This is a genomic window from Candidatus Merdisoma sp. JLR.KK011 (assembly GCF_036941125.1).
GTDB lineage: Bacteria > Bacillota > Clostridia > Lachnospirales > Lachnospiraceae > Laedolimicola.
Window position 1 is genome coordinate 128,190 of sequence record NZ_JAYWSZ010000006.1, and the last position, 16,611, is coordinate 144,800.

At 41.8% G+C, this 16,611-nt stretch carries 13 protein-coding genes; 10 read left to right on the forward strand and 3 right to left on the reverse strand.

The genetic code is table 11. The features are described 5' to 3' along the window. Positions 1-25: 25 nt before the first annotated feature. From VV089_RS24060 to VV089_RS24095, 8 genes are read left to right on the forward strand one after another with little or no spacing between them, the layout of a single operon-like run. Positions 26-853: a glycosyltransferase family 2 protein gene (locus tag VV089_RS24060; RefSeq protein WP_172543080.1), complete on the forward strand. Its 828-nt coding sequence runs from the start codon at positions 26-28 to the stop codon at positions 851-853. Then, on the forward strand, positions 850-1,515 hold the full coding sequence (locus tag VV089_RS24065) for an acyltransferase (RefSeq protein ID WP_172543081.1): 666 nt from the start codon (positions 850-852) through the stop codon (positions 1,513-1,515). The genes VV089_RS24060 and VV089_RS24065 overlap by 4 nt, the downstream gene beginning before the upstream one ends. Beyond that, on the forward strand, positions 1,515-2,786 hold the full coding sequence (locus VV089_RS24070; RefSeq protein ID WP_334337713.1) for a glycosyltransferase family 4 protein: 1,272 nt from the start codon (positions 1,515-1,517) through the stop codon (positions 2,784-2,786). Before VV089_RS24065 ends, VV089_RS24070 begins: the two co-directional genes overlap by 1 nt. 12 nt (positions 2,787-2,798) lie before the next feature. After that, positions 2,799-3,704, forward strand: coding sequence for a sugar transferase (locus VV089_RS24075; protein WP_172543083.1), 906 nt, complete (start codon positions 2,799-2,801; stop codon positions 3,702-3,704). A 22-nt stretch (positions 3,705-3,726) separates the two neighbouring features. Further along, positions 3,727-4,632, forward strand: coding sequence for an ATP-grasp fold amidoligase family protein (locus VV089_RS24080; RefSeq protein WP_334337714.1), 906 nt, complete (start codon positions 3,727-3,729; stop codon positions 4,630-4,632). A gap of 34 nt (positions 4,633-4,666) precedes the next feature. Further along, complete coding sequence (locus VV089_RS24085) at positions 4,667-5,575, forward strand: GT-D fold domain-containing protein (RefSeq protein WP_334337715.1); 909 nt, start codon at positions 4,667-4,669, stop codon at positions 5,573-5,575. 13 nt (positions 5,576-5,588) lie between these two features. Further along, entirely contained in the window at positions 5,589-7,340 is a 1,752-nt protein-coding gene (locus tag VV089_RS24090; RefSeq protein ID WP_334337716.1) for an ABC transporter ATP-binding protein, read from the forward strand. Further along, the gene (locus VV089_RS24095; protein ID WP_334337717.1) at positions 7,337-8,380 is read left to right on the forward strand and encodes a hypothetical protein; all 1,044 of its coding nucleotides are present in this window, start codon (positions 7,337-7,339) and stop codon (positions 8,378-8,380) included. The genes VV089_RS24090 and VV089_RS24095 overlap by 4 nt, the downstream gene beginning before the upstream one ends. Positions 8,381-8,395: 15 nt before the next feature. Here the strand turns inward: VV089_RS24095 and VV089_RS24100 are convergent, their stop codons facing one another. Beyond that, positions 8,396-9,817 carry a sugar transferase gene (locus VV089_RS24100; protein ID WP_334337718.1) on the reverse strand — a complete coding sequence of 474 codons (1,422 nt, stop codon included), beginning with the start codon at positions 9,815-9,817 and terminating at the stop codon, positions 8,396-8,398. Positions 9,818-9,837: 20 nt separating this feature from the next. Beyond that, entirely contained in the window at positions 9,838-11,187 is a 1,350-nt protein-coding gene (locus VV089_RS24105; RefSeq protein WP_334337719.1) for a DUF3329 domain-containing protein, read from the reverse strand. Positions 11,188-11,860: 673 nt separating this feature from the next. Between VV089_RS24105 and VV089_RS24110 the strand changes: the two genes are divergently transcribed. After that, the gene (locus tag VV089_RS24110) at positions 11,861-13,744 is read left to right on the forward strand and encodes a hypothetical protein (protein WP_334337720.1); all 1,884 of its coding nucleotides are present in this window, start codon (positions 11,861-11,863) and stop codon (positions 13,742-13,744) included. Here VV089_RS24110 and VV089_RS24115 read toward each other — a convergent pair. Continuing rightward, complete coding sequence (locus tag VV089_RS24115; RefSeq protein WP_334337721.1) at positions 13,723-14,799, reverse strand: acyltransferase; 1,077 nt, start codon at positions 14,797-14,799, stop codon at positions 13,723-13,725. The genes VV089_RS24110 and VV089_RS24115 overlap by 22 nt on opposite strands. A 204-nt stretch (positions 14,800-15,003) precedes the next feature. Here VV089_RS24115 and VV089_RS24120 point away from each other — a divergent pair, with 204 nt between their 5' ends. Beyond that, on the forward strand, positions 15,004-16,599 hold the full coding sequence (locus VV089_RS24120) for a hypothetical protein (RefSeq protein ID WP_334337722.1): 1,596 nt from the start codon (positions 15,004-15,006) through the stop codon (positions 16,597-16,599). Positions 16,600-16,611 lie beyond the last annotated feature (12 nt).

Sequence of the window (16,611 nt, forward strand, 5' to 3'; positions counted from 1 at the left end):
TTGAACTGAGAACAGGATAGAGAGAATGAAAAAAAGTGTTTTGGCAATCTTTACATGTTTTAACCGAAAGGAGATAACCATTTCCAGCATAAAAAGCTTGATAGAGGAAAATGCCGAAATGGATTTGTGCTTTATTGCAGTAGACGATAAGAGCACGGACGGAACCGCTGAAGAATTGGAACACCTGGAAGATGTGACGGTGGTACAGGGAACAGGCAGCCTCTACTATACAGGCGGTATGCGTGAAGGGATGAAATATGCGAAGCAGCAGAAGGCAGAGTATGATTATGTGCTTCTTTTTAATGACGATGTAGCATTTTATCCTCATGCTCTGGAAAAGCTGGCAGAAGAATTATCACCGGATGAGAAACGAGTGCTGGTTGGTGCAGTCTGTGGAAGAGATGGCAGGCTGTCATACGGAGGGGCGAAAAAGAAATCGCGTTTTCGTCCATCTTTTGAGGTGATCATGGCAAAAGGGAAAAGGAAGCGCTGTGACACCTTTAATGCAAATTGTGTTCTGATTCCATGGAAGGTGTTTTTGGAAGCTCCCATTATGGACGGACACTACCGGCATTCTCTGGGAGATTTTGCTTACGGGCTGACTCTTGGGGAAATGGGCTGCGAGATAGAGGTGGTAGATTTTTTTGTAGGATTATGTGACGATAATCCTGCTGATGGAACCTGGAGAGATCCAAAGATTCCCAGGAAAAAAAGGATTCAAATGAAAGAAATGCCCAAAGGGCTTCCTGCGAAGGAATGGTTTTATTTTGTGAAAACTTACTTTGGGACAGCCAGCGCCTGTGTTTATACAATACTGCCTTATGTAAAGATAATGCTTGGGAGGCCGACATGAAGGAATTTTTAGAGAACCACAGTGGATTGCAGAATGGTCTGGCTCTTGTTTATCGTTTTTTAGGGGGAACTAGGAAGAAGATAAAAGGAAGCAGAAATCAGGTGCGTTTACAGGGCAGCTTTTTGAAAAAATGTAAGATTGAGATATATGGTGAGGATAATGTGGTGGAGCTTGGGGAGAGATGCGTTTTTCAGGGCTGCCATATCTATATCAGGGGAAATCATAACCATGTCAGGATTGGAAAAGAATGCAGATGCGCCAAATTAGAGATATGGGTGGAGGACGATGAAAATCAAGTGGTAATCGGCCATAATACACGTGTAACGGGACAAACACATCTGGCAGTAACAGAGGGGAAAGAACTTGTGATTGGAAAGCAGTGCCTGCTGGCCAGTGAAATTGTTATACGTACGGGGGACAGCCATTCGATACTGACACAAGATGGGAAACGGTGCAATTATGCAGGCGATATTGTTGTAGGGGATCATGTCTGGATTGGCCAGGGAGTCTATATCCTAAAAGGCGTTTCGGTGGGAAGAGATGCAGTAATCGGAACGGGAGCCGTAGTTACAAAGCCTGTGCCGGAAGGAACTGTTGCAGCAGGCAACCCGGCGAAGGTGGTAAAGGAACTGATTACATGGGACAGTGAAAGGATTTTGTGATGAAGGTATTGTGGCTGTGCAATATTATGCTTCCAAAGATTGCAAAAAGTCTTTCTATGCCCTTTCGCAGTACAAGCGGATGGCTTACTGGTTTGTCAGAGGAACTGCAGAAGGAAAAAGATGTAAGCCTTGCGGTTTCCTTCCCGGTTCTGCTGCAAAGGACTCCTTTGGAAGGAACAGCAGAAGGCATGGAATATTATGGGTTTCCATGGAATGGAAAAGATTTTACCTATAGTGGGAAAACGGAGCGTTATTTTTGCGCTGTATTAACAAAAGTAAAGCCGGATCTGGTTCATATCTTCGGAACAGAGTTTCCGCATACCCTTGCAATGGTAAGAGCATGTGAACAGGCTGGGCTGATTTCGCATACGGTAATCAGCATCCAGGGCCTGGTGTCTGTCTATGCGGAGCATTATCTGGCGGCCCTGCCTGAGAGAGTGGCGCACTCCCATACTTTCCGCGATTATGTGAAAAGGGACAGTATTTTCCAGGCACAGAGGAAATACCGCATTAGAGGAAAGCTGGAGACAGAAGCGCTTAAGAAGGTGCCTCATGTGATTGGAAGGACAGACTGGGATCGCGCCTGCACAGAAATCATACAGCCGCAGGCTGCATACCATTTTTGCAATGAGACTTTACGGAAGTCCTTTTATGTCAATAGATGGAGCCTGGAGAAATGTGAGAAGCATTCTGTCTTTGTAAGCCAATGGGAATATCCGATCAAAGGCTTCCATCTGCTGCTGCTGGCTATGCCGGAATTGATAAGAAGGTATCCGGATCTAAAGGTTTATACCACCGGAAAAAGTCCTTTTGAAAGAACCGGATTTAAGAATCGATTAAAAGAAACTTCTTATCTGGTATATATTAAAAAATTGATAGAACAGTATCGTTTAAAAGAGCATATTTGTTTTTTGGGAGGAGAATTGGATGAACAGTCCATGTGCCAGGCGTTTTTGCGCTCCCATGTGTTCCTTTCGCCTTCATCGATTGAGAATTCGCCGAATTCACTGGGGGAAGCCATGATTCTGGGGGTGCCCTGTGTCTCGTCGGATGTGGGCGGCGTGAAAAATATGATGGTTCATGGAAAGGAAGGTTTTTTGTATTCTTATGATGAGTATTATATGATTGCGCATTACATCAGCCGGATTTTTGAGGACGATGCTCTGGCCTTGCGGTTCTCGGAAGCAGGAAGGCAGCATGCAGAGAGAACCCACGATCCCCATAGGAATTTGGAAGATTTGAGAAAGGCTTATTGTGAAATTGTGCAGTGAGGAGAAAAACAGATGAAGGCACCAGTGGTAATTTTCGCCTATAATCGAAAAGAACATTTGCGAAGAACAATAGAAGCTTTGGGCCTGAATATGGGAATTGAGGATACAGCAGTTTATATCTTTGCAGATCAGTTCGGCAAAAAAGAAGAACAGGAAAAGACAGAAGCTGTAAGGGCTTATATTGAGAAGCTGGAACAAGGCCATCCCTTTCAGAGCCTGCATGTGAAATATGCGGCGGAACACAAAGGGCTGGCGGCATCTGTAATATCCGGTGTCACAGAAGTGATAGAACGTTATGGAAGAGTGATTGTGGTAGAGGATGATTTGTATACTTCCAAGGATTTTTTGAAGTATATGAATCAGGCTTTGGATTTTTATGAGAAAGAACCTGTGTGGTCTATCAGCGGATATTCTTTTCCAATGAAACATTTGAAGCAATATCCACATGACATTTTTTATTGTTATCGTGCCTGCAGCTGGGGATGGGCAACCTGGAAAGATCGCTGGAGCATGGTGGATTGGGAGGTGAAAGATTTCGCAGAGTTTAGAAATGATCGGAAGGAAATGTGGAAATTTAACCGCGGCGGTACGGATCTGACACCTATGCTGTGCGAACAGATGGAGGGGAAGAGGGATTCCTGGGCCATACGCTGGTGTTTTGCACAGAGTAAAAAGGAGATGCCTTCTATATATCCGAAGGATTCCCGTGTTGTGAATATGGGATTTGACGGGAGCGGAAGCCACTGCCTGGCCTCCACAGAGTATGAGACAATATTGAATTGCAGAGAAGAGGATTGCAGATTTGAGATTTTGGATTTGGATAAACAGTTGATGAAAGAATTTAGAGATAAATATAGTGATACTTTTTGGAAAAAGGTGAAGCGCCGGTTGAAAACAGTGGGAAATAAGCGGTTGTAGAAGAGACTGGGAGGATAAAGAAATGGAGACTGAGAAAATAGGCATGGTTCGAGAAATATATCGTGCAGTGAAGAATTGGGCTATCAGCAGATTGACATATTTTTCTCCGGAGACGGTGAGTAAAATCAGATATAAGCAGGCATTAGGCCGTAATTTGAATTTAAAGAACCCACAGGAGTTTAATGAAAAACTAATGTGGTTAAAGCTGAACACATATTATAAAAACCCACGGGTGATTCAATGTGCAGATAAAGTGGAAGTAAGAAAGTATGTTGAAAAACGAGGATGTAAAGAAATATTAGTAGACTGCATTGGGGTTTACGACAAAGCATCTAAAATTTCATGGGGAGATTTACCAAAACAATTTGTGTTGAAGTGTAATCATGGTGCAGGATATAATATTGTTTGTAACGATAAGAACAGTTTGAATATTAAAGATTCAGAAAAGAATCTGAATAAATGGCTGAAGAGAGACTATTCCCTGCCGAATGCCGAGATGCAGTATCATTATATTAAACCGCGTATTATATGTGAAAAATATTTGCAGCCTCATAAGGGACTTTTGCCGGATGATTATAAGGTATACTGTTACAATGGAAAAGCCGAATATATTTTACTCTGCCAGGAGCGGGAAACGGGTCACAGTAAGTTCCATTTGTTCGATAGGGATTGGAACTTTTTGAACTGGATCGTTAGTACTTTTTATGAGCCCATGCCAGAAGTTATACAGCCGCCGTGTTTAGATAAGCTGTTGTATTATGCAGAAAGATTATCAACGGGATTTCCTTTCGTGAGGATAGATTTTTATGTAATGGGGGATAAAATATTTTTTGGAGAAATGACATTTACTCCTTGCGGCTGTTTGGACTCTGATTATACAGATGAAGGCAATCGTGGGTTAAGCGAGAAGCTGATTTTGCCATTGTAAGTTTTATAACAGAGTATCAGGATGGGAGTTTTTTATGAAAATATCGGAATGGATTTATTGGAATATAAATTGCAGCTGGAATAATTATTTTGGGAAAAAGGATGTAACCCAAGAACCGAATTATATAGACAATGCTCAGGTTCGATACTTTATTGAAGAAAAGCTGGACAAACAAGAGCCCTTTATGATAGGGAAACTAGGTGCAGGCGAGCTTTTTGTCATGCGGACAGAAGAGTTTAACTTTCGGTCAAAGAAGGAAAAAGCCTGCGCGCAGTTATGCACTTGTGCAGGCTTTTTTCCGGAGAAACAGGAGCTTATGACAGAATTCAATGAAGTAATGAAGCATGCATTGGGGAATGTGGACGTTCTGCTTCGATGGTATCAGCCTTATGAGGAGTATTTTGTTCAAAAATATGCAGCAGAACTGAAAAATGTATGTGATTGGATGAATGCCTGGACTGCAAAGAAGCCTTGGACGGCTGCTTTAAAAGGCAGGAAAGTATTAGTGATTCATCCGTTTGCAGAATCCATACAAAGCCAGTATGAACGGCGCGAAAAGATATTTTCGGATCCGGAAGTGCTTCCGGAATTTGAACTTAAAACCTTAAAAGCAGTGCAGACAATTGGGAATGAAACAGACGACAGATTTTCAGATTGGTTTGAAGCATTGCAGTACATGGGAGAGGAGGCCATGAAAATAGATTTTGATATTGCCTTGATTGGCTGCGGCGCATATGGGTTTCCTTTGGCTTCCTACATCAAAGAACATGGAAAGAGTGCGGTGCATTGGGGAGGAGATGTCCAGATGCTGTTCGGTATTCTTGGAAAACGATGGGAAAACAGGGAAGATGTAGCCAGGCTTCGCAATGAGTATTGGATATATCCTTCAGAGAAGGAGCGGCCCAAGGGCTATACAGATGTAGAAGGCGGATGCTATTGGTAGAGAGGATTACAAAATGAATATGGTGAAAAAGACACTGCAGATATTTGACAGAAAACAAAAAAATGAGATAGTAAAATTAACTGTTTTAATTCTATTAGGAGGTTTTTCTGAGCTGGTAGGAGTGTCGGTAGTTGTGCCTTTTATTAATGCAGTGATAGCTCCTGACGAGCTGATGCAGGAACCTGTTATCAGACGGGGCTGCGAAATTCTGGGAATTACAAAAGCTTCACAGCTTATCGTGGGAATTGCTCTTTTTCTTTGTATGATCTATATTCTTAAAAATTTAGTTGCCCTGCTGCTGGCAAACAGACAATACAAATTTACAGCCTATGGGCAGAGAGATTTGAAAAACCGTATTATGCGCTGCTATCTTGCCCAGGACTATTCCTTTCATCAAGACAATAATAGCGCTGATTTGATCAGAAACATTACTTCCGATACCCAGATGTTTTATGAAACAGTTTTAAACATGATTCAAGTTGCTTCAGAATGCTGTGTCAGTATCGTACTGGTGGTCTATTTATTGATTAAAGACCCGGGAATTACGCTTGGGGTATCCCTAAGCATGGGAGCGCTTGTATTTTTATTTTTAAAGAAGTTTAAAAATCTTCTCTCAGACCTGGGAAATCAGAGAAGAGATACGACTGCTGCAATGATGAAGTGCATGCAGCAGGGATTTGGCGGAATCAAAGAGATAAAAGTATCAAATAAGGAAAGCGTATTTTGTCAGGATTTCGAAAAAAGTAATCATGTGAATGCGGAAGCGACACAGAAGAATCTTTTTTTAAATATAGTGCCAAAGCCAATTATGGAAGTGATTTGTGTGTGCAGCTTGATGCTTGTTATTGCATTTAAGGTTGCATTTGGCTCCTATACAGATGATTTTATCATAACTCTTGGTGTATTTGGAATCGCAGCATTTCGCCTCCTTCCTTCCGTGAACAGGATATCCAGTTATATGGGGACGGTGATCCATCAAGGAGTTGCAGTAGACGCGATTTCCCGGGAACTGGTGCACATCAGAGAAATGGAACAGAATATAGACATAGCACAAAAATCCAGGAAAGAAGCAATACCTTTTGATAACAAGATTTCTTTGGAAGATGTGTCTTTTCAATATCCGAATACAGAGGACTGTGTTCTTGAGCATGTGCAGCTGACTATTTCAAAAAATGAATCGGTGGCATTTATCGGGCCTTCCGGGGCGGGCAAGACCACTTTGGTAGATTTGATTTTGGGAATATTAAAGCCTGTGCAGGGACAGATTCGGATAGACGGCCTTGACTTAGAAGGAAAAGAACGGGAGTGGCATGAGCAAATCGGTTACATTCCCCAGACAATTTATATGCTGGATGATACAATAAGAAATAATGTAAGATTTGAACTGTCCGAGGACAGGGAAGATGATGAACGGATATGGGAGGCTTTGGAAGAGGCCCAGCTAAAGGAATTCGTAAAAGGACTGGAGCACGGACTGGATACAGTGATTGGAGAGGCAGGAACAAGAATATCAGGCGGGCAGCGCCAGCGTCTGGGGATAGCAAGAGCTTTATACAGGAATCCTTCTCTTTTGATATTGGATGAAGCTACCTCGGCTCTTGATTCTGATACAGAGGCGGCAGTGATGGAGTCTATAGAGCATTTGAGGGGAAGAATGACTCTTTTGATCATTGCCCATCGGTTGTCCACGATTGAAAATTGTGATGTGGTTTATGAAGTGAAAGACAAGAAAGTTGCAGAAAAACAGGAAGAAGCAGACGGATGATGAATATTCAGGAGTTTTATTATAAGGGAAAGGCAAAGATTCGGTATCTGATTTATAACCACAATTTTGGAAAAAAATGGTTTCCTTTTTTATATGCTTCCTATTGGCATATGCGTCTTCAAAGAAGGCCTCCAAAGGAACGATATGAGAATTATTTTTCTGCGCGGCCCAATCCAGGCGCGGGTATCGGCCATCAGATGGCAAACTGGATTGCCGGTTACTGGTATGCGAAGCAGTTCGGGCTTAGATTTGCACATATTCCTTTTTCAAATTCACGAATTCCATATACAAAATCTTCATGGGAATCCTTTTTGGGATTCGGCGAAGGAGAGGTTTCTCTGGAGGAGCTGGTCAAAGAGAAAGGCTGCCGGATTGTGCGCCTTCCAATGTTTGGAGGAGAGATCGAAGCAGATTTGACGATGATACGGCGCATTATTCGATCTTATACCAATAAAAGGGTTGTATTTCTGGCAGAACAGGATCAATTTTACAGAGAGCAGTATGGGGTCAGAAGCATGATTCAAGATAAATTTTTTCATGCTCCTGTACAAAGAGGAAAGCTGCTCTATGATCAAAAAAAGGGAATTTCTATCGCAGTTCATATTCGCCGGGGGGATGTGACAGCGGTCTCCGATAATCCAAACATAACCATGCGCTGGCTGGATGTGGGATATTATCAGAGAGTTCTGACGGCTCTTTTAAAGGCATTGAAAGGCCTGGAAGCACAAATATATATTTTTTCCCAGGGAAAAAAGGAGGAATTTGAACCATACTTCCCATTTCCCAATGTTCATTACTGTGTGGATATGGCGGCAGAGGAAACGTTTTGGCATCTGGTAAAGGCAGATATTCTTCTGATAAGTAAAAGCTCTTTTTCCTATAAACCAGCTTTGCTCTCCAAGGGCATTATTGTGGCCCCAGAGCATTTCTGGCATGGTTATCCCGATTCGGAAAAGTGGATTGTTGTGAATGAGGAAGGGGAGGTAAATGAGAGATTATTTGATATCTCGCTTAAGCTCTTGGAGAAAGGGACTGAATAAATAAGAAAGGGGCAGTTATTTTGCCCCTTTTCCCATAATAACAACCCAGACAGTCAGAAATAAAATTTTAATGTCTGTAGATAATGACCAACTGTCGATATATTCCAGATCCAGCCTTAAAATTTCTTGAAAATCTGTGATATCGCTTCTGCCGCTGACCTGCCATAAGCCGGTCAGGCCTGGTTTAATACTGAGCCTTCGGCGGAAATATAATTCATACTGTTTAAACTCATCTAAGGTAGGCGGACGTGTTCCCACCAGGCTCATCTGCCCTAAGAGAATATTAAAAAATTGCGGGAGTTCATCAATACTGGTTTTTCGCAAAAAAGCTCCGACTTTTGTAATGCGTGGATCGTGCTCCATCTTAAAAAGCGGCCCACTCATTTCATTTTTGGCCATTAATTCTTTCTTTTTGTCTTCGGCATCTATATACATGGAACGAAATTTATAGATTTTGAAGTTGCGTCCATTTTTCCCGACTCGAAGCTGGGAAAAGAATACAGGGCCGGGGGACTCCAGCTTGATTGCGCAGGCCGCAAAAGGGGTTATGAGGATGGTTATGATACAGCCTATGAAAGAGCCGAGGATATCCATTCCGCGTTTTATAAAAAGCCTTCGATAATCAAAGGAATTGGATTCGTAGGACAGGACTGTGAAACCAGCAAAAATTTCGGTGGTTTTATGTGCTGCTACATTATCAAAATAGTCAATATTTACATGTACAGTGATTCCCATGCTTTCAAACTGCTGAATCAGCTTTTCCAGTTCCTCCTTAGAGTAATCAGGCAGATGCAGAAAAACCTCATCCACTACAACTGTGGTAAAGACATCGTAAAGATTAGACGATGAAGCAATAACAGGAATATTCCAAACAGAAGTTCCAGTCAATTCTTTATCCAGAATCACAAGTCCGGCGATTTCAAAACTCCATTCTTTGGCGGAAAGAAGCTTTTCCAGGATTTTTTCCATATAATTATTTGTAGTAATAACAATTAGCTTATTACTGCTGCTGCTGTTACGGTAGATTCTGATAAAGTACTGTTTTACAAGCAGATGGCAGAGATATGTCAGCAAAACGTTGTATATAAAAAAATAAAAAAAGATAAGCCTGGAAAAATCTTCTGCGAATTTTGCAATAAAAAGAAAGAGGCTCAAAAACAGTATCAGCACGCTGTTATATTTAAGCACCGCAATAAATTCCACAAAATATCCCCTTTGAAAAAAAGCCGTATTCCAATCAAAGAGATATGAGGACAGCAGATGGAAAAAGAGGATGCATATAATGGTGGAAATATATGTTTCTGAATAAAGGCGGTAACTGGCAGATACGCCCCGGGTAAAAACAGCCAAAACAAACGAGACAGTAATACACAGGCATTCAACGCCCAGGATGGTATAATTTTGTATGATGCGTTGCTTTTGATTTAAATTAGACATATTGCTCCTTTATAACAAAACTATTCTTCCGCTTTTTCTTCCGGAAAGGCAACAATCGTATGAAGCCCAAAGTAATTGCTTGTATTACCGTTCAGCCAGTGAGTGGGATATCCCTGCAGATCTTCAAGACCGTAAAGGCCGTTGAACTTCGTTTTGGGTTCAATGCGGTAAGTGACAATATCCAGGATTCCGGCATCTCTCTGCTGAAGGATGGAATCAATTCTTCTGTTATATACACGATAAGTATAGCCAATATCCAGCAGGCCATAGCTGTATTGGATAAAAAAGACAGCCATTAAGCTGCAGACAATGCCACAGGCCCATTTTACATGATTCTCATCTAATTGTAAAGAGAGGCAGTAAAGAAGCCCTGTCACCAGGAACAGTGCGGTTCCTAAAGCGGCACGCTCAGGATATTCGGTCACCACAAGCATTACATAATTGTTGGCCAGTGCAGTGATGCCAAACAGGGCAGCAATCCATTTTTTGTAGAATTCTATATCCTGATAGCATACAAGAACAAAAAGAAAGAGATACACAAGCAGGAAGGGAAGCATATATTCGTAAAGCATAGAATTACAGACGGCAAGACGTCCGCCGTAAGTGAGAAGGAGTCCTGTGTTTTCGGAGCTGCTCTCAAGCCGGAGGTAATTTCCGGGGGCGGCAATCATAAAAATAAATCCGAGTATCTGTGTTCCGAAACTGATCAGCATCCAAAGAGGAATTTTCCGGCCGAGTTTCCGGGCAATCAGCAACAGGACTGCAATAAAAAGAATGCCTGCACCAGAGGTATTTTCATTGCCCCATCCGGCCAGGAGACCGAGCAAGGGCATAAAGCCGATGATGATTTTATTCGTTAACAATCTGCCGGACATGACGTATTGGTAATATGGCCAGAGAAAGGTAAAAATAAATGCAGCCGGCCATAGATAGTTGCATGCTCCGATGAGCCAGAGAAAGTCTTGTCCAAAGGCGGGCACTGCAAACCAGATGCACAGATGTACAGCCAGATAAATAAGGGAATGTCCTTTTTCTGCGTGAACCGCAGCATAACGATAGAGAAGATAGGCCAGCCAGCAGTAAAGGGCTGCATTAAAAATGTTGAAAACAGGCTTTCCAATCATCAGAAATACAGTAGCGATAAAATGGGTAATGATCCGCCCGCCCCAGCTGAGATAGTGGGCGTACATAGATAAGCATGCGTCTTTGAGTGTCACAATACTGTTGTGATCATACCAGCTGAAGGTGTAGGAATAGTCATCAGCCAGCATGGGAGTGAGGAAATTAAAAATCAGTATTGCGCAGCCGAAAGCTGCAGAGACGAGAGCAGTCGTATATCTTTTATTCTTAAAAAAATTATTCAGCATCATAAAAAACTCCTGTATTTTGATAGGTTTAAAGCTATTGTAGCATTTCGGAGATTTTACTGTCAAACGGAATTGGAACAGGCTGTCTAAGGGTATAGATGATTTTTACAATTTTCTGCTGATGCAGCGTTAAAACATTCAGGAGCAGCATCCATGTAAAGGCGACAAAGACAGAAAACACCTGACAGGCACGGGGGTGAAACCTCAATGAATAAACGAGAGAAGAAACAGGGAAAAAAGTATTCCAAATCCAATCGGCAGCAAGCTCCAATTTTTATAGCGAAGAACCAGATAGGCGCCTAAAGCGAAGAATATGATAATACAAATATCTAATTCTGTGAAGGGCATGTAAATCAATCTTTTCAAAAAATACTGAAAACCAAAAGAACTTCCTACATAAAATCCTCCGGATATCATCAATACCAACAGTTGTGTTGACTGCAGTGTAGCCGTAGCTGATAATCGAAATCAGAATAAGACATCCCACGTAAGTTTTGTTTTTTGAAAAGAGTTTAATTCCTGCTTATAGGTTTCCATAATATCTCCTTAGTAAAATATGTACAATTAAAAAAAGTATAGCAATTCTATGCCTGAAAAGCAACTGTAACATTTTCTTGTCAGGGGAGCAGGTTTGTTATATACTAATTGCAAATATAAGGAATGGAGTAACTGATGTATGAAAGGCTGCAAGATAAAGGTACAGGATGTTATTTTGAGAAATATAGCCGGACAGTGGGCTGTCATATGTTTTTTTCCGGCAGCATTTTTATCAGCAGCATTTGTGTCTGGTATGGGATTGGATACACATAGATTCCGGCATTTGGCGGCAGCTCTGGTTCTTACGGCTGGAACTGTGGCACTGGGTCTTGTATGGGTGATACTGTCGGGAAAGGATAAGGGCTGCAGGGAAAGATTCAGGAAAAAAATCAGCAGCGATCGGTATCTATATGCAATATTGTTTGTTTCGGGAATTTTAAGAAGCTTCAGTTTAAATGTTATGCAAAGATGGGATGCAGGAGAGTATTATTACAGACTCGGAACTGCATGTGAGAATTTTGACTTTACATGGGAAGCGTTTTTTGAACAATTTCGTTTGTGCGGCCATCCTACTTTGGGATTCGCACCTATTTATGCCATAGGGGAATTTTTTGCGCCAAGAAGAATCTGGGGCATGGAGCTTGTAAACCTGACATTGACGCTGGCAGCAATTTTCTGTATCTACAGGATTCTGGAGAAGCTGCTTTTGGAGTGTGATAACAGGCGTCTGGCCTTATATACGTTTCTGATTTCCTGTGGGCCTTTGTTTTTGGGGACATTTCAGAATTTTAATCCTGATTTTGGGATTGCTTTGTTTGGCGTTTTTGTAATTTACAGCTGTCTGTATAAACAATATTTTCTAATGCTTTTTTGGGGCTGTGTTGTCGTACAGACAAAGGAGACAGGTATAGTGATGCAGGCTGGGCTTGTACTGGGGCTGGTTTTGTACAGCTTTTTTGGAAGAAAGCTTCCAGTGGCAGAGCGGGTAAGAGGTGTATTTAAAAATCCGGCAGTCTGGGCGGCAGGAGCCAGTGTTCTGTTTCAGATGGGATATATGAAATTCATTGGCGGAATTACCAGCTGGGCCTCTAAGGAGCAGCAGAAGTTTGTGTGGGACAATGAAGGCATGAATTGTTTCGGATTCCGCGCAGATTTTATTTTGACAAAGCTGGGGCAGCTTTTCCTTTTAAACTTTAACTGGATTTATCTGGCAGTTATTCTTACTGGAATAGTAATGCTGCTTTTATACAGGCATAAGGTGAAAAAGGTTTCAGGGGGCATATTTCTTTTGTGGGCCGTCAGCGGAAGCTTGCTTTTGTTTCTTAATTTGTATATAACGGGTGCGTTGGCAAGATATAATCTGTTTTGCGATCTGGCGTTGGCAATCACAGGGGTTGTTGTAATAGAAATCGTATTTTCCGGGAAAATACGGTACTTTATAATAGTTTCCTGTGTTGGGCTTATGCTTCTTCAAAGCTATATAACAGTAGACCCGGTAAGCTTGGCGGTGTTTCCCCATGTGGAAACAGGAAGGGCGGATATGCTTTACATGCACATACCTTCGGAAGACCTGGGCTATGTAGATACCATTGTTTATAATTATCAATATACATTTATTGACAGGGCTCTGGATAAGTGTTTTGTGGAAGGTTTCCAGGGCGATGCAGTAAATGTGGTACACTTCGGGGACTCTTACGGAGATGGTTCTCAATTTGGAGGGAACTGGTGGCAGGACTGGGTGCCCTACAAACTGCGTTGGGATAAAAAAGAAGAGAAACGTGTTCATTATAAAAATGAAAATACAGTTCGTATCAATGTTTTTGGAGAAGAATGGCTCAACATCTGGTTTGAGGAAGGAAAAGCAGAGGAAATGAAAGCGGCCGTACTGATATTTCTTCCGCAATTTGAGTATGATGAAGAGGCATGCTTAGAACAACTGGCGCCATTCTTCGAAATAGGGGAAAAACAGACCTATCGTTCTATTCTGGGCTGCGTGAACTATTATAAATTGCGTACAAAATAATGCTGCTCCATCCATTGAGTAAGCTTTGGGATTCTCAATAATCGAAACAGATAAATTCGAAACAGGTCAATTATGGAACAGGAGAAAAAGACGCTTAGTGTCAGAGCGGTAACAATGCCGAGCATAACAGCAGGTGAGGCGCAGGCAAAAGAAATGCAAGCGTTTTTCAAAAGATTCTCCCGGATAAGATTATTATTGTGTATCAGATATACACCAAAGGTCAGAGGGGCGAAAAAAAGGATACATTTTTGCATATGACGTATTTTGAGGCCGGAAAACAGGATCAGAAGTGTGCATGCAGCAAAAAGCATTGTAGGAGAGGTGTAAAGCAGCAGAAGTGTACCATTGTTAGGCGTACCTGTAAGGCCTAGTGTGATAAACTGAATGCCCCATTTGCTTATCCAGGCTGACAGAATGCAGAAGAGATATACAAATAAAAGTGTTCTTTTTTCGGCTTTTATATTCTCTTGGTTTCGTCTGATAAGTCCGCCTAAGAGATACATAAGCGACAGCCATAAAAAGCTGTATCCATCCGCAGCGCCAAAAAGATCGGTATGTCTTATGGTGGGAAGGATAGAAAACAGGATTACAATTGTAAAAAACAGTTTTTTAGACAGTAAAGGAGAGCAGGTGTCCAAAAGCTGGTTGAAAAATGGGATAAAAAAGAACATTCCAAAGTAACAGGTAAAATACCAATAATGATTTCCCATAACAGGAAAAAATGAGAACAGAATGATTTTTGTGCTGACGCTTTGGGGCATAAAAATAAAAAAGAGGCCTGCAATTCCAGCCGTATAGAATAAAACCTGCAGCCAGATAGAAACAATATTGGAGTATTTAAATTTTGCATTTGTATAGATATAGCCAGTTATTAGGGCATAGCAGTTAACTGCGCATTCAGCGGCGGTATCTAAAAGCCAGGCGATTCCATAATTAAGAGAAAACAGGCTGACATTTTCAAGGATGCCTCCAAAGCCTAAAATGTGACGCAGGACAATAAGTGCCATAGATACAATTCTTAATAGATCAATTCCAAGGTTTCGGCTGTCTCTCATGATTAAACCTGTCTTTCATAGATTTTCTGGTAGAATTTCTTATATGATACTTGATATGCCGCCTGATTTCAACAGCAAAATGAAAAGAGGCCTAAAACAGCAGACTTTATGTAAAGAGTAAAGAGAATCAGCGTATCTTGCGCAATAAAGATAAATATGCTATAGTTCAAAAAAGAATATTTAAGGCAAAGGTATCCAAGTTCTATGAAGCAGACTATAAGAAAACTAAAAACACTGATAGAAAAAATTGATAAAGAAAAAGCATGGCGCTGGTTTTCAGTCATATGGCTGGCGGCAGTCCCCTTTTTATGCTGTCTGGCATACTGCCTGAAAACAGATAATCTGATCAGCGATCTGTATCTTCCAGCAGGGCTTTGGAATGATGACATTATCTATTATAAAGAAGTAGAGGGGATTGTTCATTATGGAATCCCACAGGGATATTTTGGCTACAGCGATACCCATGCCCGGGCGGGTTCTTTTTCTGTGTGGAGTCCTGTTTTACTGCTCCCCTGGAGCATCTGGGGGCTGCTTTTTGGATGGAATTATATGTCGCCCATCTGGTGCAACATTGCTATGATGATGCTGGGTATGGGCTTTTTCGCATTTCTTGCAAAGCCGGATAAAAAGCAGGTGTTCTGGCTCTCTATGTTTTATGCTCTGTTTATCCGTCTCACCCGGTATGCGCTCAGCGCTCATGTAGAGTCGACGGTATATTTTATGGTAATGCTGCTGATGGCCTTTGTGTTTTATCTCAGAAGAGAAGATGCAAAGCAGAAGCCGGCGCTGGCTGCCATGATTGTGACTGCTATGATTCTCACATGGATGCGGCCCTACTATATTATTTTTCTGGCAGTTCCCGGTTACTATCTTGTGAAAAAGAGCCGGAAGAACGGCTGGCTGATTGCAGCGCTTACGCTTGTTACTATGGGAGTATATTTTCTCATATCCAAATACCTCTGTGCCCCTTATCTGGACGGAGGAACTCTGTTTGATACAGAATTTATCACCAGATTCTTTACACATGGAATCCTTTCCGGCACAAAAAATGTTCTTTATATTCTCCTTGCCGGCTGCGATGAATTTATGAAGTATCTGGGCAGCGCCATTGCCACGGGTCATTCCATGGGTGAGAATGCCGGGATCTCCTTTGCCATTGTGTTTGTGGGTTTTGTGTACAAGCTGGTAACGGCTGTCAGGCAGAAGGACAAAGAGACAACGCTCCGGTATGGGTATTGGACAAGCTTTTTTGTGATTATGTTTTTGGCAATTATCTTTATTTTCCGCATATCCAGCGGACAGAAGCATCTTCTTGGATTTACGGTAATCGGAATCATTCTTCTGGCAATGGACGGATTGTCGGAGGGAAAGATGTGGATGATTGCATTGATGTACAGCTATCTCTTTGTAATGATGACGCTTGATTCCACTTCCTGGGACATACCCTATGATCCGGAAGGGGCAGTGGCGGCGGAGCTTCAAAAAGGAGAGGAGGCGCTTTTTAAAGAGATACAGGTTAAAGAGGAGGGCCCTTCTTATGACAATACGGTTATCTGGGTATTTGACGATGTGGTAAATGAGGAATATGTTTTCAGCAGATGGCAGATGTTGTATGCATTGCCGCCCGGAATGGGAATTAATATGTGTCTGTTTGACAAAATCGAAAGTGATTTCAGTAATATTCAGTCAAAGTACATTTTTACTGTTCCAAATGGCCGTACAGAGAGACATCTGCAGGAAATAGATGCAAAAAAGATAGCGGAATACGGAAATTCTGTTGTATATCAGATTCGGGAATAGTGAATGCGGAGA